The organism is Blastococcus sp. SYSU DS0617, from assembly GCF_054051075.1.
In genome coordinates, this window is record NZ_JBJHAO010000027.1 from 1 (window position 1) to 23036 (window position 23036).

The window sequence follows — 23036 nt, forward strand, 5'->3', positions numbered from 1 at the left end:
TCGAGCCACCGGCGCGCACCGACCACGCACCACCCACATCTGCGGTGCCCAGACCACCGGCCACCGTCCGGTCGAACGCGTCCGCGGCGATCGTGCCGTCCGCGGGCGGCGGCTCCTCGGTCCCCGGCACGACCGTGATCTGCCGGCTGGTGCTGCCGGTGGCCCCGGCGTCGTCGGTCACCGTGAGGGTCACCTCGTAGGTGCCGGCGGCCGCGTAGGTGTGCGACGTCGTCGCGCCGGTGCCCCTCCCGCCGTCGCCGAAGTCCCAGGCGTACGACTCCACGGTGCCGTCGGGGTCGGAGGAACCGACCCCGTCCACTGCGACCGACATCCCGTCGACCGCGGCTTCGAACGCTGCGGCCGGCGCCGCGTTGGGCTCCGGCGCGCCGGCGTCAGGCACCACGGCCCGGAGCGCGGTCAGCTGCACCGAGGTCGGTGCGGTGGCGCTGCCGGGCAGGTAGGCGTTCACCCCGACGGCGCCCGGCGCCTGCAGCACCGGCGTGTCGTCGGTCCAGGTCATCGCCGCGGTCGTCGGCTCCGGCGTCCCCGTCCGCCACACGGTGAGTGCGAGCTGCGTCGGCCCGGTGCCGGTGACCACGACGCGGGCGTCCAGCGACGTGCCCTCGGCGAACGTGAGGCCGCCCACCACCCGCTCGCCACCGGGCCAGGACTCCCCACCCGCCAGGCGGGACAGGAAGACCGCCACACGCCCGTCGGACATCAGCCGCACCGCGGGCCGGTACTCCTGGCCCGCCGCCACCCGGCGGCCCGACAGGTACACGTACGTACCGGCACCGGTCGGCATCGAGCTCACGGAGAAGGTCGCCGTGAGGTCGACGTCGACGGCGGAGACGTCGCCGAGGTAGGACCCGGTGTTGTTCCGCGGGGTGGGCAGGTCCAGCGTCGCCGTGCCGGTCGCCACGGACTGCCGGACCGCTCCCGCCGAGACCGTCCACGGGCCTCCGGCGTCCGCGGTGCCGAGGCCACCGGTGACCGTCCGGTCGAAAGCATCCGCGGCGAGCACCGCACCGCCCGCCGGCGGCTCCTCCGCCACGACGTCGCGGGCGGCCGAGCCGGTCGCGCCGGCGTCATCCGTCACCGTGAGCGTCACCGCGTAGGTGCCGGCAGCAGCGTAGGTGTGCGACGCCGTCGCGCCGGTCCCCGTCGTCCCGTCGCCGAAGTCCCAGGCGTAGGAGTCCACCGAGCCGTCGACGTCCGCGGAGGCCGAGGCGTCGAACGCCACGTCCAGCCCGGCCACCGCCGCCGTGAACGAGGCCGTGGGCAGCTCGTTGGGCACCGTGGCCTGCGCAGCGGCGGCGTGAGCCGCGACCCGCTCGGCCGGCAGCGCCGTCGGGTAGATCGCCACCTCGTCGATCGAACCGGCCAGTGACGTGCTCGCCGGGGCGTCCGGCCAGCCGGTGAGGGACCCGCTGCCGAGCCCCCAGAGAGTGCCTTCGCCGTAGGGGTTCGGCCGGGTCATCGTGCTGTCGGCGGCGACCTGCTCGCCGTCGACGAACAGCGTGGTGCCCGCAGCGTCCAGGGTGGCGACGACGTGGTGCCACTGCCCGTCGTTCACCGGTCCGGTGCTCCGGACGGTGCGGTAGGTGAGCATCGCCCTCGGCGTGAAGGTCACCCCGCTGACGCCGAAGGACAGCCGCCCGTCCGCGTCGACGTACATCGTCCGGTCGGTCAGACCGTTGGGGTCGTCGGGATCGGCGAACTGGGCGACGACACCGCCGTCGGTCGACGTCGTGCGCACCCAGGCCTCGACCGAGAACGCGGCGTCGGGGGTGTCCACCGTGCGACCGGTCCGCGCCACACCGGCGGCCGAGCCGTCCGTGGTGACCGCGCCGTCGTCACGCACCGCGCCCGCGGCGTCGCGGCCGACGCCGGAACCGGCCGTCAGGTGGACGGAGCCGGCGTAGTCGTAGGCGGTGACCCCGGAGGGCTCACCGAGCCGCCAGTACTGGGCCGGTGCATCCGCCAGGACCTCGGTGGCGTACGCGCTCGTGCGCGTCACCACGGTCATCTGGTTCGACGCGGCGCTGGTGACCGAGTTGCCGAACGGATCGGAGACCCGCACCCGGTAGGACACCGTGGAACCCGCGGGGACCGTATCGGTGATCCGCTGGATCGGCCGGTTCCACCAGGCGGACCCGGTGGTCACGGTGTGCACGGGGGTGCTCCCGCCGTCCCGGAACAGCTCGTAGGTGAGGAACTCGTCGTCCATGTCGTAGGACGACGGCCACGTGACGGTCACCGTGCCGGCCGTGGTCGACGTAGCGGTCGGTGCCATCTGGGCGGCCGACACCTCCGGGCCACGGTCGTTGGGCGCCGCCGAGGGCTTCGCGAAACGGGTGAGGCCGAGCTGCCGCTGGCCGTTGACCGAGGTGAATTCGCCGCCGTAGGCGACATAGTCACCGGCACCGGTCACCGACCACGGCCCCTGGAACTGGCCGGTCCAGCTGCCGGCGTTCAGGGTCGGCCAGAAGTGCAGGATCGACGGGCTCGGGCGCCCCTCCCAGCTGGTGTAACGGGGCACGTCGGTCGTGGCGGTGAGGGTGCCGGTCGCGGCGACCGTCATGGCGCTGGCCCGCTGCCACGTGCGAGGGCTGGGGTCGGGGAAGCTGCCGGCGGTCTCGCAGTCGTGCACGTGGTTGGCGTTGTACGCGACCGTGCCGTCGGACCAGGTGTCGTACGGGTCGCCGTGGCAGTCGTTCATCCAGACCAGGTCGAAGGTGGTCGGGTTGAAGGCGACGACGCCCTCCACGTTGCCGACCTGGTAGGCGTAGACCGACGCGTAGGCGATGCCGTCGTACATCTTCAGGCTCCAGGCACCGGCCGGGTCGCCGTGGTTGTCGATCCCCCATGGCTGTGACCGGGCGTCGCCGCCGGCGGTGTCCACCGAGGCGAGTGAGTAGGCGGTGATGCCGTTGACCTCGGAGAACTGGCCGCCGAGGACGACGCGGGTGCCCGTGGGGTCGACCACGATGCCGCGCACCGTGTTGTTCGCGGTCGGCGCCCACGGGGTGAGCGCGCCGGTCGCCGTCGAGAAGGCAGCGAGCCGGGTGCGGGGCTGCCCTTCGGCTGCGGTGAAGTCACCGCCGACGTAGACCGTGGACCCGGTGTCGGCGATCGAGAGGACCGGCCGGTTGAGCGACGGGGCGAAGTCGGCGATCAGCTCGCCGGTGGCGACGTCGAACGCCGCGACGTGGTCGCGGGCGATGCCGTCGACGGTGGTGAAGTCGCCACCGACGTAGACGCGGGATCCGTCCGGCGAGGCGACGACGATGCGACCCTGGCCGTTGAGCGCGTGGGCGAAGCCGGGGACCAGGTCACCGGTGCGGATGTCGAAGGCCAGCAGGTTCCCCCGCGGGACGCCGGCCCCTCCGCCGGGCGGAGTGGCCGTGGCGAAGCTGCCGGTCGCGTACACCGTGGTCCCCACGGTGACCATCGACCAGACGACACCGTCGGTCTGCACGGTCGGCAGCGCGTCGGCGGAGACGGTGTCCGGCAGGGGCGGGGGCGTGTCGTCGACGGCCGCTGCCGTTGCGGGGATCGCCACCCCGAGCAGGACCAGGGTCGCGGTCAGCGCGCCCGACACCAGGGTGGCGAGCACCCTCCGGCCGGCGCCCGCCTGATCGACGACGTCTCGCTGCATGCCTGTCTCCCCGTGAGGTGGTGCGCGACCGGCTCCCGACTCCGGGAGCGGCTCCGACTCGTCGTCGGTCCCCCGGGCCGGTGGCAGGGGGCGGTGGTGCCCGATGATGGCGGGCGGCCGGGCGCGCCCAGATGCGGGCGCGCCGGGTTCAGGAGGTCCGTGCGCGGGCGGTTCGGCCCACCGGGTCCTCGGCGTCGATGGCGGCCAGCGCCCGGCGCAGGGCCGTGCTGGAGGTGTGCATGGTGTAGGGGAAGTAGTGCACCCTGACCCCCACGTCGGCGAAGTCGCGCTCGAGCCGGTCGCCCTTGGGGGTGCCCCGCCAGTCGTCGCCCTTGAAGATGACGTCGAAGCGGACGTCCCGCCAGGTGTCGATCTTGTCCGGTACGACCTCGGCGTGGACGTCGTCGACGAACCGGAGGCTGCGCACGATCTCCATCCGCTCCGCCAGCGGGATGACCGGGGCGCGACCCTTGGTGAGCAGGAGCATCTCGTCGGAGACGACGCCGGCGATCAGGTGGTCGCAGTGGTCCGCAGCGTGCCGCAGGATGTTCAGGTGCCCGACGTGGAACAGGTCGTAGGCCCCCGGCGCATAGCCGACGACCGGCGCCCTCCCCGACTCTGAGTTCACCATGCTGCCATCCCCCCGGATCCTTACGCTGGGTCACCGGCTCCAGGTCTGAGCCCGCCCGCCCAGCGGTCGAATCGGAAACATAGTGAGAACCGATCACCCGCAGTGAGATTCGGCCGCAAGTTCACCCCCTCGGGGAAGGCGCGCCCCGGCGGTGCGGACGGCGACCGCCCCGACGGCCCTGCCCCAAGGGGTGAGCCCCGCCCTCCGACCGGGCCGATCCGGTCGTCCGGCGCCTTAACCTCGGCTCCACGATCCGTCGCGCGGTCGATCCGCGCACGGAAGGACGACACCCGCCGGAGCTCCGACCGGCGTGGACGAGGAGCAGGCGGCATGGAACTGCGGGACTACCTGGCGGCACTGCGCAGGTACTGGACGACGTGGGTCGGCGTGACCCTCGTCGCGCTCTCCGTGGCGCTCCTCGCGGTGCTGGTCACCACGCCCACCTACGAGGCGCGCGCGACCGTCTTCGTCGCCGCCGCCGGTGAGGGCAGCAGCGGCGCCCAGTTCATCAAGCAACGGGTGACGAGCTACCCGGACGTGGCCCGCAGCGAGGCGGTCCTCGGCCCCGTCATCTCGGCCACGGGGCTCACCGCCTCCGTCGCCGAGCTGCGCGCCCGGGTGTCCGCCGTCAGCCCCCTGGACAGCTCGCAGATCGACATCACGGTCGTGGACACCGATCCGGTCCGGGCCGCCTCGACCACGAATGCCATCGCGGAGGAGTTCCGCCGGACGGTCGAGCAGCTCGAGCAGCCGGACGAGGGCGCGACCCCGGTCAGCCTCACCGTGACCGACCCGGCGAACGTGCCCTCTGCACCCGTCGCACCGCAGCCCACGCTGCTCCTGGGACTCGGGCTGGTGGTGGGCCTGGCGCTGGGCGCTGCGGTGGCGGTGCTCCGGGGCCGGACCGACACCCGGGTGCACACCGAGTCGGACGTGCGGGAGGCCTGGGGAACCGGCGGAGAGGACCTGGCGGTCTTCGCCGCCGCGCGAGGCAACCGGCGGGCCACCTCCCTCAGCGGCCGACCGGCGTCCCTGGTCGCCCGCCGGCTCGCCGCGCCGGCCGCCGACCAGGCGGTGCACGCCCTCGTCCTGGGCGCCACCCCGGACGACGACCGCCCGGCCCGCCTCTTCGCCGAGGACGTCGCCACCGAGCTGATCGACGGCGGGGTGCCTGCGCAGGTCACCAGCACCGTGGGCGTCCCGGGAACGGCCGGCCCGCGAGGGGTGCAGCTGTCGCCCGCGACACCCACCGTCCCGCTGGCCGACTGGCGCCGCATCGCCCAGGAGTACGCGGGGGTCGTCGTGGTCGCCGAGGCGGGCCTCGTGGACCGGGCCGATCTGCACGAGATCCGCGCGATCCTCACGACCGCCGGGATCCGGCCGCTCGCCGTGGTCCTGCTGCCGCGGCGCGGCGGCCGCACGGGCGCCGGCCGGACCGACCGGGTGACCGACCGGCAGGTCCTGACCGGCCGGAACCTGCTCCGTGTCCGCAAGGGCGCCGTCCTGACCGAGCACTGAACCTGACCGAGCACTGATTACCCCCGCCCCCGGGGGCCGGAGATGGTCAGCGGCCGGACCGGCCGCCGTCGGACCGGGAACCCGTCCCCGGCTCGGGGTGATCGCTGCTCCCCGTCGGGATTCCCCGGTACGCCTCCCCCCTGGCACCGGGACCGGCCGCGGGAGGTGCTCGACGCCGTCCGCCGGGCACTCGGCGGCCGACCTTCGGCGGTCCCGTGCCCGCTTCCGGTCGGACGGCCACGAGACCGCAGGAGTGATCGCGCGAAGGACGCCGCCCTCGTCGCCCACCCGGCCGACGCCGGCTTCCCCGGCCGCAGCCGGGTGCACGGCAGGGATCAGCGCACAGCCGGGTGCGGCGCCCCGGCGGACTCCTCGTCGGCCAGGCGCCCGCGGGTGCCGCCCTCGGCGAGCAGCGAGACGGCGACGAGGACCAGCAGCGCCGGCGTCGCGTCGAACAGACCGCTCTCCAGCAGGCTGCGCCCGACGACGAAGATCAGCAGCCCCAGCGACAGGATCCGGTGCGACCGCGGCGCACGGCGGGTGCCACGCACCACCCAGAGCACCCACGCGACGGCCGCGACCAGCCCGACGACGCCCGTCTGCACGAGCAGGGAGACCCAGCTGCTGTCCAGGGGCTGGGTGTCCCAGAACTGGCCCTTCACGCGGATGATCTTGACCGACAGTCCGCCGCCGAAGAGCTGCTGCCAGCTCGAGTCGGCCCACGTGAGCGACGCGCGCCATGCGACGAACCTCGAGTCGAGGGTGCTCGAGCCGTCACCGCCCCGGGCCGCGAACCCCGTGACCACCCCGGTGACGGTCACCGCCACCACCGCTGCGGCAGCGAGGACCAGCCCGCTCACCACGAGCCCCACGCGCGGCCTGCGGATGTAGGCGGCCATCACGGCGATGGCGAGCACGAGCACGAGCAGGCCGGTGCGTGAACCTGTCGCCCACACGACCCAGAGGAAGAAGACGGTACCGATCACCGCCGGCGCGCTGAGCTGGTCCAGCACCAGCCGCCAGGTCAGCACGACCACGGCCACGCCGGCGAGCAGGGCGAGGTCGTTGGGGTCGATCGCCGGGACGCCGCCGGCGAGACGGCCGTCAGCCACGAAGCTGGGCGCGCCGGTGAGCGCGGCGACCGCGGCGGTCAGCCCGCAGGCCCAGGCGACGGCCGTCAGCACCTGGGTCGCGGGCGCGGCGCGGAGGAGCAGGAAGACGGTGGCCGCGAGCAGCGCGACCCGCACGGCCACCACGCTGCCCGCCACGGCGTTGCCGGCGGTCACGGCGCCCAGCACCGAGCTGCCCAGCACCACGCCGAGCCACCACAAGGTGCCGGTACCCAGGGGGCGGCGAGGCCCGCGCTGGGCCAGGAGCAGTGCGAGCGCGAGCGCGACGACGCTGACGAGCGCCTTGGCGACGACGACGGGATCCAGCGAGCCCGAGAAGTACTCGCCGCGACGCCAGCTCACCGCGCCGACCACGACCAGCAGGGCGACGAGCCGCACCGGACGCGGCGCCGGCGTCCACCCCGACGTCCGGGCGGCCGCCCGCGTCGCGGGTCGCACGGGCGCGTCGACGGCGAAGGCCCGCGACAGCTCCTGACCGAGGGTCCGGACGACGTCGGGACGAGGGGCACGGTCGGTCATGTCAGGCTCCCACCGGGATCGGCGCGGCCGGCGCGTCCCGCTCCGGCGCGAGCACCATCCGGCGCACGGCGACGGCTGTCAGCGCCGGGCCCAGGGCGAGGGCCGAGGGGGTCCACACCGCAGCGTCCCCGCCCATCGACACCAGGAGCACGAGCACCCCGAGCAGCGACGCGAACTCGAGGCAGCGGAACGCCAGGACCCGCCGCTGCCGGCCGTGCACGGATGCCAGGGCGGAGTAGGGCAGCAGCGTGGCGCTCGCGGCCGCGTAGAGGGACCAGCCGGCGACGGCGGCCGCCGGTACGGCGTAGCTCCCGTCGGTCAGCAACGGCCCCAGCCACGGCAGTGCGGCGAGTGCGGCCAGGCCGATCGCCCCGACCCCCAGCGTCAGGCCCAGCGCCGCCCGATCGGCGGCCCGCAGCCCGGCAGCCGAGCCCTGCGGCCGGAGCGCGACGAAGTGCGGGAGGAGGAAGGAGCCCATCCCGGCGACCAGGACCAGAGTGGGCGCGGTGTAGACCCGGGCGACCTCGAGCGGCCCGTACGCGGCGGCACCCGCCGCTCCGATGACCACGAGCCGCACCAGGGTCAGCATGGCGGGCCGGATGGTCTGCGCGAGCGCCCGCCACGCGCCGAAGGCGGCGACCTCCGAGAGCGCCGGCCGGCGCCACGGACCGTGCGGTCGCTCGTCCGCCGGGATCAGCGCCCAGGCCACGACGGCGGCCGCCGTCTGCCCGACCAGCACGGCCACGACGAACGACGTCAGCGTGAGGGGCCCGGTGGTGGCCAGGATCCCGACGCAGCCCAGCGCGAACACCCCGCTGGTGCCGTCGACGAGGGGCAGCGACCAGAACCGGCCGGTGGCCATGAGCAGCCGGCGCAGGGTGTCCTCGACGATGAACGTCGCCGTCGCGAGCCCGAGCACCGGCGCAGCCCAGGAGGGCACCACGTCGGTGACGGCGGCGAGCACCGCCCCCAGGAGCGCTGCGATCGACGACACCAGGACGGCGCTGACGTGCAGCCCGGCGCGGAGCCCGGGGTGGCGGCGGTCGAGCACCGTCAGCGAGTCACCGACGAGCCCGCTGCAGATCGCAGTGGCCAGGACGAGGGCCCCGTAGATCACGGAGAAGGTGGCCAGGCCGGCCGCGCCGAGCTCCCGGGCGGCGACGACCTGGAGCGCGAGACCGGCGATCGCCTGCCCGGCCTGGCCGGCGAGCGCGCCCGTCGCCGGGCGCCGCAGCAGACGCAGCACGGCCTTCACCGGCCCATCCTCCCCGTCGAGGCGCCCCGATCGGCCGCGCCGGGCCGGGCCCTCACCCGATGGAGGCAGGACGGACGACCGACGGCCACCCGCCCCGGACGAGATCCGGGAGGGGTGGCCGTCGGCCGACTGCGTGATCAGGCGACGGGCGTGACCCGCACCTCGGTGAACCGGACGTCCACCGGCGAGGTGGCGCTGCCCGACAGGTAACCGCCCAGGCTGATCCCGCCGGCCGCCTGCAGCTCCGCCGTGCCGTCCGTGCGCACCAGCATCGGGGTGGTGGGCTCGGGGGTGCCCGTCGCCCACACGCTCAGCGCCAGGTCGGTCGTCCCGGTGCCCGACGCCTGCACCCGCACGTTCAGCTCCGTGCCGGCCGTGTAGGTGAGGCCGCGCACCAGGACCTCCGTACCGACCAGCGCCTCAGCGGTGGTGCCGGTCAGCTTCACCAGCGCGACCCGCACGCTTCCGTCGGCCAGCACCCGGACCCGCGCCTTGTACCCGAGGTAGGTGTCCACCTGCCGGACGCCGACGTACACCATGCCGCCGCCCCCGGTCGGCACCGACGACAGGGAGAAGGCGGTGCGCACGTCCGCGTCCGTGCGGCCCACCGCCAGCAGCGACCCGGTGTTGGTGCCCTTGGTCATCGCCAGCACCGCGGCACCGTCCTCGACCGCCTGCCGCACCGCGCCGGCCCACGCCTTCCACTGACCACCGAGGTCGGCGGTACCCAGACCACCGGTCACCGACCGGTCGAAGGCGTCGGCGGCGACCGTTTCCGGCTGCTCCGGCTGCTCCGGAGTTTCCGGCTGCTCCGGCTGCTCCGGCGTTTCCGGCTGCTCCGGCTGCTCGGGCTCCACCGGCGGCTCCTCGGCGGCGGTCACGGTGACCGAGCGCTGCGTCGTGCCGGTGGCGCCGTCGTCGTCGGTGACGGTCAGCCGGACGGTGTACGTGCCGGCCGCCGCGTACGGGTGGGTGGCGGTGACCCCGGCGCCGGTGCTGCCGTCACCGAAGTCCCACGCGTAGGAGGCGATGGTCCCGTCGGCGTCCTTCGACGCAGAGGCGTCGACCGACACGGCCAGGTCCGCGACCGAGGAGGCGAACTCCGCGGTGGGCGCGGTGTTGGCCGCCGGCGGATCCACCGGGAGGGCGCCCACCGGCATGGCCGTGATCCCGGGGAAGCGGACCTCGACCGGCGAGGTCGCGCTGCCCGAGAGGTAGCCGCCGACGCTGATCCCACCGGGGGCCTGCAGCGCCGCCGTGGTGTCGGTGCGCACGAGCGTCGGGGTGGAGGGCTCGGCAGTGCCGGCCGCCCACACGCTGAGCGCCAGGTCCGTCGTCCCCGTGCCCGACGCCTGCACCCGCAGGTTCAGCTCCGTCCCCGCCGTGTACGCGCCGGGCAGGAGCACCTCGGCGCCGATCAGCGCCTCGTCGGTGGTGCCGGTGAGCTTGACCAGCCCGGCGCGGACGCTGCCGTCGGCCAGCACCCGGACGCGGCCCTTGTACCCGACGTAGGTCTCCACCTGCCGGGCACCGACGTACACCATCGCACCGCCGCCGGTCGGCACCGACGACAGCGTGAAGGAGGTGCGCACGTCCGCGTCCGTCTGACCGATCGTGCTCAGGACCGAACCGGTGTTGGTGCCCTTGGTCATCGACAGCACCGCGGCGCCGTCCTTGACCGACTGCCGCACCGCACCGGCCCATGCGGTCCACGGACCGCCGGCGTCGGCCGTGCCCAGACCGCCGGTCACCGACCGGTCGAAGGCGTCGGCGGCGAGCATCGAGCCGGTGACCGTGAGCGCCCGCTCCACGGTCGCCGACGCGCCGTCGTCGTCGGTGACGGTGAGCCGCACGGTGTACGTCCCGTCGCGGTCGTACTCGTGCGTGGCGCGGACACCGGTGGCGGTCTCGCCGTCGCCGAAGTCCCACGCGTAGGAGGCCACGGTGCCGTCGGTGTCCGAGGACGCCGAGGCGTCGAAGGTCCCGGTGCGCCCGGAGCCGGCGACGCTGAAGTCGGCCGTGGGGGCCTCGTTGGGCGGGGGCGCCGTGACCGTGACGGTCGCGGTGGCGCGAGCCGTGGCGCCGCGGTCGTCGGTGACCATCAGCTGCACCGGGTAGGTGCCGGCCGCCGTGTAGGTCTTCACCGGGCGGATGCCCGTCCCGGTGGTCCCGTCACCGAAGTCCCAGTCGTAGGAGGCGATGGTGCCGTCGGTGTCGGTGGAGCCGGCCGCGTCGAAGGTCGCGTCCAGGAAGGACGTTCGCGAGGTGAAGGCCGCAGTGGGGGCGACGTTCGCCGCGGCGCCGGTGCGGCCCACCTCGAAGTGACCGGCGACCTGCTCGGCCGACAGAGCCGTGGGGTAGACCGCGACCTCGTCGATCGAGCCGGTGAAGGTCCTGGAGCCGGACCAGACGCTGTCCGCACCGATCCGCCAGTAGCCGTTGAAGGCCTGGGCCGTCGTGGTGTCGGTGCGCGCGCCCACCCGCTTGCCGTCGACGTACAGGGCCATGCCCTGGGCACCGAGCGAGCCGACGACGTGGTGCCAGCGGCCGTCGTTGTACGTCGCCGTGCTCGCGACCAGCCGGTCGACGTTCGGGTAGACCCCGAAGTTCACCCGGCCCGCGGCGTCCAGGAAGACGATCCGGTCGTAGTTGGAGCTCGTCCCCGTCGCGGAGTTGGCGAAGCCGACGATCCGGCCCCCGCTGCGCGAGGTCGTCTTGAACCACGCCTCGACGGTGAACGTCTGCGGCCCCGCGATGGCGGTGCGGGTCGAGGCGAAGGACGAGTTGCTGTTGCGGAAGGCGTATGCGGTGTCGGCGTCCCCGGTGAGCGCTCCTGCCGCGCCACGGGTGACCGCGCTACCCGAGGTCATCTCCATCGCACGACCCAGGTTGACGGCGGTGTTCCCGGAGGACTCACCCAGCGACCAGTGGTCGGTGGCGCCGTCGGCACGCACGACGTCGGCGTAGGGCCGGGCCGCGCCGCCGGTGGCGACGTCGACCGTCGTCCACCCCGAGGTCGCCACGTTGCCCATGGGGTCGGTGGCGGTGATGCGGTAGCGGTGCGAGCCGGCGGACAGGCCCGTGTCACCGACGGTCAGCGTCGGCAGCTGCCACCAGCTCGAGGCCTGACGGACGGTGTGCACGGGCGCGACGACGTCGTCCCGGTAGACCCGGTAGGTCAGGTGCTCGTTGTCCATGTCGCTGGTCGTCTTCCACGACACGCGGACGGTGCCGGCACCGATCGGCGTCACCGTCGGCTCCATGCCGGAGGCGGCCGGCCCGGACTCGTTCGGCGCGATGGACGGCAGGGCGAAGCGGACGAGGCCCTGCTGGGCGACGCCGTTCACCCGCGGGAACTCGCCGCCGTAGGCCACGTACTGCTCGGTGCCCTCGACGGTCCACCCGGCCTGGTACTGACCGGTGACGGTGCCCTGCGAGAACGACGGGTGCCAGTGGAGCATCGACGGCGCCGGCTTGCCGTCGAACCTGGCGTTGTTGAACCACCCCTTCACGGTGGTGGTCGGCGTGAGGCCGAAGGCGTTGCCGTGCTTCCAGATCTCCGCCGGGGCCGAGTCCGGGTAGCCGCCGATGTAGTCGCACCTGTGCATGTGCGAGGCGATGTACAGGACCTGGGACGTGGCGAAGTTGTCGTAGTTGTCGCCGCGGCAGTAGGCCACGAACCGGAGCTCGCCGCCGTCAGCGGCTGCGGCGAAGGTGCCCTCGAGGTTGCCGGGGCCGCCGAAGTCGTAGCCGCTGCCGTAGACGGTGTCACCCGAGGCCGACAGACCCCAGATGGCCGCCTCCGTGCCCTGGTTGGTGACCAGCTTGTTGACGGCGAACGGGCGCGTCGCCCCGGACACCGGGTCCAGGGCACCGACGCCCGGGCCCGCGATCCCGTTGAGGCCGGCGAAGCGGCCGCCGACCACGACCTGGTCGCCGCCGCCGGTGACGACCAGCGCCAGCACCTCGTTGCTGCCGTTGGTGGCCGCAGCGTCGGGCACCGGAGCCCACGGGAGCAGCGCACCGTCGGACGCGGACACCGCGGCGAGCCGGGTCCGGCTCACCGAGCCGACGGCGGACAGGCTGCCGCCCACGTACACCGTCGAGTTCGTCGCGGCGATCGCCCTGATCTGCCCGCTGACACTGGGCCGGAAGTCGGGCACCAGCTGGCCGGTCGCGGTGTCGTAGGCGGCGATCCGGTTGCGGACCTCACCGTTGGCGCGGTTGAAGTCGCCGCCGACGAAGATGCGCCGGCCGTCCGGGCTCGCGGCGATGGCCAGCGCCTGGCCGTTGAGGTCCGGAGTGAAGGAGGTGATCAGCTCACCGGTGCGGATGTCGTAGGCGAGCATGTTGTTGCGCACCGTCTCGGCCGTTCCGGCACGCGCACCGGCCGGGCGGGCCTTGGCGAACCGGCCGGCCACGTAGACGGTGTTGCCGACGACGACCTGCGCCCAGACGACGCCGTCGATCTGGACGGTCGGCAGCGGGTCGGCGGTCACGGTGACCGGCGTGGCCGGGTCGGCGGGATCGAGGGGCGCGGAGTCCGCCGAGGCCGCCGGGGCCATCAGCCCGAGCGCTCCACCCATGAGCAGGAGGCTGAGCCCACCTGCGATCCACCGCCGGGTCGCCCCGGTAGCTCGTGCGGTCACGTTTCCCCCACTGCTCAGCCGTGAGGACCCCCGTGATCCCCCCGGACGGGCAGACACTAAGCGTGACGATCACGGCCCCACCAGGGCTGCGCCGTCACCCGATCCGGTACATCGGCGCTGGTCACCGCGATGCAGCCCGCTGCGTCATAGTTACTTGGCGTAGTCATACAAGAGCGAGTCGCGACGTCGTCCGGAGTGTCGGTCCCGTTTCGGCCGTGCACGGCCGCCCTGCCCCCGACGTGCCGACGGCCCGCGCCGGCCCTGGCAGGGCGTCGGCGCGGGCCGTCGTGCCGGTCCGCCTCACCCCGAGGGGTGAGGTGGGTGGATCACGCGGGAGCGAGAACCGCGGCGACCACGTCCTCCCCGATCTTCCGCGCGTACTCCGCGGTCATGTGCAGCCCGTCGGCGAAGACCGGGGTGTCGCCCACGACGGCGGGGCAGAGCCCGCCGGCGCAGAACCAGCGCTCGGGGTCGACGTGCGCGGCCCCGGTGCTCCGGGCGACGTCCGCCTCCAGCGCCACCTGCGTCCGGAACCGGCCCGGCGGGCTCTCCAGGCAGTCGGCCGGACCGTTCAGGGCGGTCGCGCAGGTCTGCAGGTTGGCCCCGGACGGCGGCGCCGTCAGCAGCACCACCCGCGCGCCGGACGCCTGCAGCCGCTGGACGACCCTGGTCAGCCCGGCGCGCCACACCTCCTCCTTGTCCGCCGAGGCATCGGCGAGCTCGGTGTCGTAGGTGTCGCTGAGGATCACGAGGTCGGGCCGGGTGGCGGCGATGAGCTCCAGCGCCCACTCCCGGTGCTCAGCGCACTCGGTGAACGGCCGCTTGCGGTAGAGGGTGGGTGCGTCGATGTTCGGGCACTGCCCCATCGTCAGCGTCTGCACCGACCACCCCTGCGGCTCCAGGCCGGCACGCAGGCCCGGCAGCCAGGCGCCGGCGATGGAGTCACCCAGCACCACCGCGCGTCTGGGTGCCTCCACGGCGCCGAACCGGCACTGCTCGACGTTCCACTCCCCCACGTCGAAGCACCCGTCGCTCCACTGCTCCTCCAGGTAGGCGGGCAGCTCGTCGAGGCCCGGCTGGAGCTGCTCCGGCCACGACAACAGCGAGGCGGCGGTCGCGATCTCCCGGGCGAAGGGATCGGCGCCGTCCACGCCCCCCTGGGGCTGGTCCGCGGCCTGGAGCACGGCGTCGGCCGCGGCCACGGTGCGCGCGTCCAGCTGCCCGGGCGGGAAGGCGACGGTCAGCGCTGCGGCGGCGAGCACCGTCGCGGCCGCGGCCGCCGCCGCCACCGTCCGGCCGCGGCGCAGGGTCTCCGCCGCACCCGGCCGCAGGGGTGAGCGCCGACCACCGACCAGCCACCGCGACTCGAGCACCGGCTGCTCGATCGCGTAGTAGGAGACGGTGGCCAGCGCCAGGGACAGGGCGAGGGCCACCGGTGCCGTGACCGCGGCCTCGGTTCCCAGGACGCTCCAGCACACGACCGCCACCGGCCAGTGCCAGAGGTACAGGGAGTAGGAGATCCGGCCGAGGAAACGGGCAGGTGGGCTACCCAGCGCCCACCGCGTCCCCGGACCACCCGGTGCAGCCCCGAAGGCGACGACCAGCACCGCCGACAGCACCGGAAGTGCCGCGAGGGAGCCCGGGAAGGGGTCGGCGGAGGTGATCAGGAAGGCAGAGCCGAGGACGCCGGTGAGCCCCGCCCAGCCGAGGGCGGCCCGGAGGCGGGGGGGCACCCGGTCCAGCCGGGCCAGCGAGACGGCGACCAGAGCACCGAGCCCCAGCTCCCACGCCCGGGTGAAGGTGGAGAAGTAGGCCGTGGACGGCGACTCCGCGGTGGCGTGCAGCGACCAGAGGAAGGACGCGGTGCTCACGGCCAGCACGACGAGTCCGAGCCGCACCGTGCGCCGCCCCAGGACGCCCCGGCCCGCCGGGATCGCGAAGACGAGCAGGATCAGCACCGGCCACAGCAGGTAGAACTGCTCCTCCACGGCGAGGGACCAGAAGTGCTGGACCGGGGAGGGCGCCGCCGTCTGCTGGAAGTAGTCCGTGCCCAGCTGGGCGAAGTGGATGTTGGCGCTGAAGAACAGCGCCCACAGGACGTCGGTCACCGTGTCCCAGAACCGGCCGCCGACGAAGAGCAGCCAGGCCGCGAGCGTGGTCGCCGCCAAGGTGGCCACGGCGGCGGGCAGCAGCCGGCGCGCGCGGCGGACGTAGAAGGCCCGGAAGGAGATCCGGCCCGTCCGCTCGCGCTCGCGCACCAGCAGCCCCGTGATGAGGAAGCCGGAGATGACGAAGAAGACGTCTACCCCGATGAAGCCGCCGCCAGGCCAGCCGAGGACGTGGTCGGCCAGGACCAGGCCGACCGCCACCGCGCGCAGTCCCTCGATGTCCACGCGGAAGCGGTGCGGTCTTCCGGGGAGCGCACCGTGCGCCGGCGGCAGCTGCGGCCGGCTCGGGGCGGCGACGCCGCTCATCGGCTCGCCGCGCGTCCACCCGTGCCGGCCACCGTCGCGCGACGGCGCGATCGGAGCCGGTGACGCACCATGCGCGCCGCCACGTGCACGGTCGTGTCGACGGGGCTGACGTAGCAACGCGGCAGGGTGAACCGGTCGCCCGGGTCGTAGTCCCCGGTGACGCACGCGTGGTCGTAGCCCGCCGCCCGGACGGCCTCGGCCGCGGCGTCGTCGAAGTCCCCGTAGGGGTAGCAGAAACCCGGGACCTCCGACTGCAGCACGTCTTCGAGGACCCGCCGGCTCTGCCCCACCTCGGCGGCGAGGGCCGCGGGGTCGGCACCGGCCAGACGCGGGTGGGTCATCGTGTGGCTGCCCACCTCGTGCCCGGCCGCTGCGACCGCCCGTACCTGATCGGCGTCCACGAGCGGCAGCCGCGGTCCGTCGTCCCAGTCGTTGGCGCCGCCGAGGCACCCGGCGACGACGTAGAGGGTGCCGGTCATGCCGTACCGCTCGAGCGCCGGGACGGCGTGGTCCAGGAAGTCGGTGTAGCCGTCGTCGAAGGTCAGGCCGACCAGTCCGCCGGCCCTCCCCTGCTCGCGGGCGCGGAGGAGCTCACCGAGGGAGACCCCGCGGAGCCCCAGCCGGGCCAGGAGGCGCAGGTGCCGGTCCAGCCTCTCCGGGTGCACGCGCAGGCGGTGCGGATCGGGCGCGTCCGAGGGGCTGATCGAGTGGTACATGAACACCGGCGGGGTGGCGGTCCGCCCCCGCCCCTCGGGGTCGGCCTCTGCCTGTCCGAACACGGTCGTCCTCCTGGATGTCGACGATCTCGCCGTCCGCGCGGGCGTGCGGCGTCTGCGATGGCTCAGCGGGTCGGCGCCGGCTCGACCGGCGCCCGAGAGGGCACCGGGCCGCGGAGCGCCTCGACCTCTCGGACCAGCTCGTCGCGGTAGCGCGCCGGGGCGTGCCGCCGGAGGGCCTCCCCCGCGTCCTCGATCGCCGCCTGCCGGAACGTCTCCCACTCGCCGACGACCCGTTCCACGGCATCGGCCCACCGCGGCACCTCACCGGGCGGCAGCGCCTGCACCGAGGCGTAGCCGGCCGCGGCCTCGCGCAGCCCGCTGGTGTCGCTGACGACCAGCGGGCGGGCGGCGAGCACGGCCTCGACGGTGGTCAGCCCGAAGGACTCCTCGGCCACCGACGGCACGAGCACCACGTCGGCGTCGCGGAGGTGCGGCCACACGTCGGCGCTGAAGCCGGCGAAGTGCACCCGGTCGGCCAGGCCCGCCGCCGCGACCGTGTCCCGGAGCTCGGCCTCGAACCACTCGTAGCCCTCGAACACCGATCCGACCAGGTCCAGCCGGGCGTCGACCCCACGACGCAGCAGCTCCTGCAGGACGGCGACCGCCACCTGCGGCCCCTTCCGGGGAGAGAGCCGGCCGACCACGAGCAGCCGGACCGGGCCCTCGAGCCGCGCCCGGGCCGGGCGCACGTGACCGGGCGCCGGCACGGAGTTGTAGACGACGGCGGTCCGCCGCCGCAGCCCCGGCGCGACGTCGCAGAGCACGTCGAGGGTGAACCGGCTGTTCGCCACCGCACGGTCGGCCAGCACCGGCGCCAGCACCATGCCCCGGCGGAGCAGGCGAGGTGCCGACGCCTCCGCCTCGTGCACGTGGCACAGGGAGGGACTGCCGGCCAGTCGGGCGAGCAGCGGCCAGGACGGCAGGGTGAGGGTGTTGACGTAGACGCCTGCCCGACCGTGCCGCCGGATCAACCGGACCGCGGGGAGCAGACCCCGGACCGCGTCGGCCAGCAGCCGCAACGCACCTCGCGGCCTCATCGCCGAGTTGCGCAGCACGGGCATCCGGCAGATGACCACGTGCAGTCCCCGGGCCTGCAGCTCACCCACGAGCGGCCCGTTCCCGGGCAGCGCGACGGTGACCTCGAACCGGGTGGCCAGGGCCGCCGCCGACTCCAGCAGGACGCGGTCGGCGCCGTAGAGCTCGGCCCCGGGGTGCACGACCAGCACCCCCCGGTCGGCGTCACGCGGTCGGGACGGACGCACGGTCAGTCCGCCGAGCCGGTGAAGACCAGGAAGGGAGCTCCGGCCTGGTAGCCCACCGTCAGGCTCACCAGGTCGCGGTCGCCGGCCGGCACGGAGAAGACGTAGACCCCGACCGCGTCCGCGGACGGCTGCGCCGTGCCGGCGAACGGTGCCGCCGACGGGTCGTCCAGCGGGGACGCGGGGATCAGCTCGGTGCCATGCGCGAGGTCGACGGCGACCCCGTCCAGGGAGACCGGCGCCTCGGTCCCGTTGGTGAGGCGGATGGTCGCGCGCAGCGCGGGCCCGGCGATGTTGCCCGGCCCCGTGCCCGTCCCCTCGATGGCCTCGAGGGACAGGACCTGGGCGGTGATCCCGTTGCCCACGGCGGCCTGCTCGTCCAAGCCCACCGGCGGAAGGCTCGGGGGCAGCTGCGTGACGTCCTCGGTCGGCCCGGCGGCCTCCGGGGTCACCGGTGCGGGAGCGAGCTCCAGAGGTGGCGCACTGGTCGTAGCGGGCGCGGAGCTCGCCGCTGCGGGTGTGTCCGCCGTGGACCTGCCATCGCCCACGACCAGCGACAGGACGACGATGCCGACGAGGACCAGGGCCGACCCCACGGCGAGCAGGCGCGCGCCCCGGTTCGCGGTCAGGCGGGACAGCACGCTCATCGGGGCAACCTCGACATCTCGGTGAACCACTTGACGGAGGCGAGGGCGAGGAACCCGGCCGCCGCCGCGAACAGCACGGTGTAGGCGGGGACGAACAACCCCGGCACGCCGTAGAGCACGAACAGGCAGGCCAGCAGCCCGTAGTCGGTAGGCAGCGTGAGGAGCGAACGCGCCACGCCGGCGCGCTGCGCCGTCGGCTGGGCGCGGGTGGCCACGCCGTGCTGCGCGCGGAGCGCCTCGTTCAGCATGGTGGCGAAGTAGGTCACCGCGTCCACCAGGCAGTAGCCCAGAGGCACGAGCAGCCACACCGGCTCCACCACGTCGAAGCGGTAGAGGCCGATGAGCAGCGCCAGGTGCAGGCCGGACGCCTTCACCGCGTCGACCATGTGGTCGAGCCACTCCCCTGCCGGGGAGCCGCCGCCCCGGAGCCGGGCCAGCTGCCCGTCCGCGGCGTCGAACGCGTAGCCCAGGACCAGGCACGCGGCCACCGTGAGCCCGACGGCCCACGAGGGCTCGGCCACGACCAGCAGCACGAGCGCCGTGGCGGTGAAGACGGCGCTGATCCCGGTCACCGCGTTGGGGGTCAGGCGGGCGTGGAAGGCGACCGCGGCAAGCAGGCGGCCGAGCTTGCGGTTGACGAACCGCGAGTACGCGGGAGCCCCCACCGCACCCTTCTGGGCGCCGGCCAGCCGATCGAGGGTCCCCCGCAGCGTCTCGTCGACCCGGGGGGTCGCAGCGGTCACTGCTGCGCTCCGGGGAACCGGATGATCGAGGAGTCGGTGATCTCGACCGCCGGCTCGGGGCGGGGCTCCGGGATGCGGAGGGCCACGGGTGTCGCCGGGTGCATCCGGTGGCCGCTGGGGCGCCGGCTCGGGAAGTCGCGGCGGGCGAGTGCCTGCGCCAGCTTCTCGTACCCGGTGGCCACGTGGTCCCAGTCGTAGCCGGCGGCCAGCTCGCGGGCCCGCTTCCCGGCCGTCCGGATCCGCCGCGGCTCCGCCTCGGCGGCGTCGACGAGGGCGGCCACGTCGGCAGGGCTGCCGAAGTAGCGCCCGGCCTCGGCGGTGACCTCGCGGTTGAAGTCGCAGTCGAAGGCCAGCACCGCCGCGCCGGCGCCGATGGCGCGCAGCAGGGAGGGGTTGGTGCCCCCGACCGAGTGACCGTGCAGGTAGGTGTAGGAGTTCGCGTACAGCTGGTCGAGCTGCACCTGGTCCCACACCCCGCCGAGGAAGCGCACGCGGTCGTCGGCCGCGGCGTGCACGCGGGCGGTGTAGTCGTCGGAGTAGGGCGCGGAGCCGACCACGACCAGCGGTTTGGTGGCCTTGCTGCGGGTGTACCCGTCGACGATGAGCTCGACGTGGTTCTCCGGCTCGAAGCGGGCGACCACCAGGTGGTACTCCCCCGGCTCGAGGCCCAGCTCGGCGAGCCGGCCGGAACCGGGCTCGATCAAGGGGGCGCCGTAGGTCAGCAGCGTCGTCGGCGCCCCGAACTCGTGCCGGTAGTAGTCGGCGATGCCGACGGCGTCGGCGATGAGCGCATCCGACCAGCGCACGGCCAGGGACTCGGCGGCGCGGTAGTACCGCTGACCGACCGGGCCCCACTTGGCGCGCTTCCACTCCAGCCCGTCGACGTGCGTGGCGACGGGGATGCGGGCGGCGCGGAGCATCGGCAGCAGCGGCGCGTTCGCGGCGTTGAACACGAAGGCGGCGTCGGTGCGGTGGCCGAGCAGGTGGCCGACCGAGAGCGCCGAGTGGCTGAGCGTCTCCAGGGACCGCTTGCGCGCGGCGGGCAGGTGGACGAGCTCCATGCCCAGGTGCCGGGCGGGCCGGTCGGAGTTCCCGGGCTCGGTGCGGCAGTAGACGACGACGCGGTGCCCACGGTCGGCCAGTCGCTGCCCGACCTCCTCGACCGCGGTCTCGAAGCCGCCGTACCGGGCCGGGACGCCTCGCGTCCCCAGCATGGCGATGCGCATCGTCGATCCGTTCGTTCGCTGGTCAGCGACCAGGAAGGGCCGCGTCGGCACGTGACACGCACCGCGGATCAAGGATCGGGGGCGGGGCGCCCGGCGGAGCCGTTCCGCCGGACGCCGTCCCCCCTCCGGATGACCTCCGAAAGGGGTGGGTCAGTACGCCCCGGAGGAGCTGAGAACGGCTCGGGCGGTCTTCCACAGGATGAGGAAGTCCAGGGCGAGCGACCAGTTCTCGACGTACCGGAGGTCCAGGCGGACGGCCTCCTCCCAGGGCAGGTCGCTCCGCCCCGAGATCTGCCACAGGCCCGTCAGGCCCGGCTTCACCAGCAGCCGTCGACTGACGGATGCGTCGTACCGGGCGACCTCGCTGGGCAGCGGCGGGCGCGGGCCCACGAGTGCCATGGAGCCGTTCAGGACGTTGAACAGCTGGGGCAGCTCGTCGAGCGAGAGCCGGCGCAGCCAGCGACCGATCGGGGTGACGCGGGGGTCCTCGCGCATCTTGAACAGCAGGCCGTCGGAGATGTTGTCGGCCCGGATGGCGTCGAGGCGCTGGTCGGCGTCGACGACCATGCTGCGGAACTTCAGCATGGTGAAGGACCGACCGTTGATCCCGACCCGCTCCTGCCGGTACAGGGCCGGGCCGGAGCTGGTCAGCCGCACGGCGAGCGCGATGCCCAGGAGGACGGGCGAGAGCACCAGCAGTGCCAGCGCGGCGGCGCACCGGTCGACGGCGCCCTTGACCATGCGGTGCCAGCCCTCGAAGCGGGGCTGCTCGACCGAGAGGAGCGGCAGCCCCTCGAAGGGCCGGATGTGCAGGCGCGGGCCGGCCACCTCGATGAGCCCGGGGGCGACGAGCAGCTCCACGCCGCTGCCCTCCAGGTTCCAGGAGAGCTGGCGCAGGTACTGGGCCGCGGTCTCGCTGGCGGAGGTGACGGCGATGGTGTCGGCGTCCAGCCGGGCGGCCATCGACACCACGTCGTCCAGCCCCTCGACCGGCACGTCGGCCAGACCGGCCACCCGGCCGCGGTCGGCGGGGGTCACGCAGAAACCGACGACGTCCAGGCCGGCATAGTTCTCCCGGCGCAGGCGGTCGGCCAGTTCCAGGACCGCGCCCCCGCGGCCGACGACGACCACGCGCTTGGTGCACCGGCCGCGGGCCCGCAGCCGGCGGAGCCGGGACCGGGCGGCGTACCGCCACACCAGCGTGGTGACGGCGAGGGCCGGGATGCCGACGACGACGAGCGCCCGGCTGAGCTCGAGGTCGGCGGCGTAGGAGACGAACCCGGCGACCGCCAGCAGGACGAGCCCGGCCCGCCCCACGGTGCGGTACTCGTCGCTGCCGGTCCCGAACAACGGCTCGGCGTACGCGCCGCAGGCCCACAGCAGGAGCGGCCACGCGACCACCAGGGCGACGGAGGCCCAGAGGAGCGAGGGCACCGGCGGCAGGCCCTCGGGCCGGGTGACGACGACGCAGGCCCCGATGACCGCTGCCGCGAACGCCTCGACGGACGCGAGCGCGAGCGCATAGGTGCGCACCCAGGAGGCGGTGGGGCGGCGCTCGAGGGACCGGTCGGCCACGGGGGCGCGCTCGCTGCGGGGAACCGGGATCCGGTCCAGCCCGTCGCTCAGTGCCGCCTTGTCCACCAACATGGTCACTCCCCCGTTACGTACCGTGATCGAGCCGATACGGGGAATGGAGCCGAGTGGCCTCCGAACAGGACGTTCTCCCCCGAGTGCGGCCCTGACGCAGGAGCCACACTCACAGTCCGTGACCGCCAGGGTCAACACGGAGAGCGACCGTTCACCCTTTCGGGAGGCGCGGCGCCACGATCGCGCACCGCGACGGTCAGCTGCGGGGGTGGACGTCGTTCTGCGCGGCTTCGAGACCACGGGCGAGCAGCAGCTCCGTGGCGTCGGCGGCCACGACCAGCAGCAGGTCCAGTTCCTTGCGCTCGGTCGAGGAGAAGTCCTTGAGCACGTAGTCGGCGGGGTCCTGGCGGCCCGGCGGGCGGCCGATCCCCACGCGCACCCGCAGGTAGTCCTTGGTGCCGGTGGAGCGGGTGATCGAGCGCAGGCCGTTGTGCCCGCCCTCGCCGCCGCCGCGCTTGAGCCGCAGCACCGCGAAGTCGATGTCGAGCTCGTCGTGCACGACGACGAGGTCGGTGGCCGGCAGCTTGTGGTAGTCCAGCAGGCTCCGGACCGGGCCTCCGGACTCGTTCATGTAGGTCAGCGGCCGGGCGAGGACCACCCGGCGGCCGGCCAGCCGGCCCTCCCCGCTCAGCGCGCGCGAGCGGGCACCCTTGCCGGGCGAGAGCCGGATGCCGGCCCGGTCGGCGAGCACGTCGAGCACCATGGCGCCGACGTTGTGCCGGTTGCCGGCGTACCCGGGCCCGGGGTTGCCGAGCCCGACGACGAGGAACGGCCCGTCGCCGGGAGCGGACGCCGCAGGGGGGGGGGGGGGGGGGGGGGGGGCGGGGGGGGGGGGGGGGGGGGGGGGGGGGGGGGCTGGGGTCGTGGGGGGTTTGGGCGGCACGACAGCTAATAGAGA

The 23036-nt window shown here is 74.3% G+C and carries 14 protein-coding genes; 1 reads left to right on the forward strand and 13 read right to left on the reverse strand.

The features are described from left to right. The coding region (locus ACI793_RS19015; protein WP_456607943.1) for a PKD domain-containing protein at positions 1–3661 on the reverse strand (3661 nt) is incomplete at its 3' end. A gap of 148 nt (positions 3662–3809) precedes the next feature. Continuing rightward, a complete protein-coding gene (locus tag ACI793_RS19020) occupies positions 3810–4292 on the reverse strand; it encodes an adenylyltransferase/cytidyltransferase family protein (protein ID WP_456607944.1) in 483 nt (160 codons plus the stop codon). A 330-nt stretch (positions 4293–4622) separates the two neighbouring features. On the opposite strand from ACI793_RS19020, the gene ACI793_RS19025 reads away from it, so the two are divergent. Then, positions 4623–5810: a YveK family protein gene (locus tag ACI793_RS19025; protein WP_456607945.1), complete on the forward strand. Its 1188-nt coding sequence runs from the start codon at positions 4623–4625 to the stop codon at positions 5808–5810. A 335-nt stretch (positions 5811–6145) separates the two neighbouring features. Here ACI793_RS19025 and ACI793_RS19030 read toward each other — a convergent pair whose 3' ends face one another. The 11 genes from ACI793_RS19030 to pth all read right to left on the reverse strand — a co-directional run bounded on the left by ACI793_RS19030 (position 6146) and on the right by pth (position 23021). Continuing rightward, positions 6146–7459 carry an O-antigen ligase family protein gene (locus ACI793_RS19030; RefSeq protein ID WP_456607946.1) on the reverse strand — a complete coding sequence of 438 codons (1314 nt, stop codon included), beginning with the start codon at positions 7457–7459 and terminating at the stop codon, positions 6146–6148. Position 7460: 1 nt separating this feature from the next. Beyond that, on the reverse strand, positions 7461–8714 hold the full coding sequence (locus ACI793_RS19035; RefSeq protein WP_456607947.1) for a hypothetical protein: 1254 nt from the start codon (positions 8712–8714) through the stop codon (positions 7461–7463). A 137-nt stretch (positions 8715–8851) separates the two neighbouring features. After that, positions 8852–13300 carry a PKD domain-containing protein gene (locus tag ACI793_RS19040; protein WP_456607948.1) on the reverse strand — a complete coding sequence of 1483 codons (4449 nt, stop codon included), beginning with the start codon at positions 13298–13300 and terminating at the stop codon, positions 8852–8854. A 389-nt stretch (positions 13301–13689) separates the two neighbouring features. Next, entirely contained in the window at positions 13690–15756 is a 2067-nt protein-coding gene (locus tag ACI793_RS19045) for an acyltransferase family protein (RefSeq protein WP_456607949.1), read from the reverse strand. Between the two features lie 77 nt (positions 15757–15833). After that, positions 15834–16616, reverse strand: coding sequence for a polysaccharide deacetylase family protein (locus ACI793_RS19050; protein WP_456607950.1), 783 nt, complete (start codon positions 16614–16616; stop codon positions 15834–15836). Positions 16617–16678: 62 nt separating this feature from the next. Then, positions 16679–17878: a glycosyltransferase gene (locus ACI793_RS19055; protein ID WP_456607951.1), complete on the reverse strand. Its 1200-nt coding sequence runs from the start codon at positions 17876–17878 to the stop codon at positions 16679–16681. A 2-nt stretch (positions 17879–17880) separates the two neighbouring features. Then, complete coding sequence (locus ACI793_RS19060) at positions 17881–18522, reverse strand: hypothetical protein (protein ID WP_456607952.1); 642 nt, start codon at positions 18520–18522, stop codon at positions 17881–17883. Continuing rightward, complete coding sequence (locus ACI793_RS19065; RefSeq protein WP_456607953.1) at positions 18519–19265, reverse strand: CDP-alcohol phosphatidyltransferase family protein; 747 nt, start codon at positions 19263–19265, stop codon at positions 18519–18521. Before ACI793_RS19065 ends, ACI793_RS19060 begins: the two co-directional genes overlap by 4 nt. After that, on the reverse strand, positions 19262–20491 hold the full coding sequence (locus ACI793_RS19070) for a DUF1972 domain-containing protein (protein WP_456607954.1): 1230 nt from the start codon (positions 20489–20491) through the stop codon (positions 19262–19264). Before ACI793_RS19070 ends, ACI793_RS19065 begins: the two co-directional genes overlap by 4 nt. A gap of 150 nt (positions 20492–20641) precedes the next feature. Further along, positions 20642–22138, reverse strand: coding sequence for a sugar transferase (locus ACI793_RS19075; protein WP_456607955.1), 1497 nt, complete (start codon positions 22136–22138; stop codon positions 20642–20644). Between the two features lie 196 nt (positions 22139–22334). Then, complete coding sequence (gene pth / locus ACI793_RS19080) at positions 22335–23021, reverse strand: aminoacyl-tRNA hydrolase (protein ID WP_456607956.1); 687 nt, start codon at positions 23019–23021, stop codon at positions 22335–22337. Positions 23022–23036: the final 15 nt, after the last annotated feature.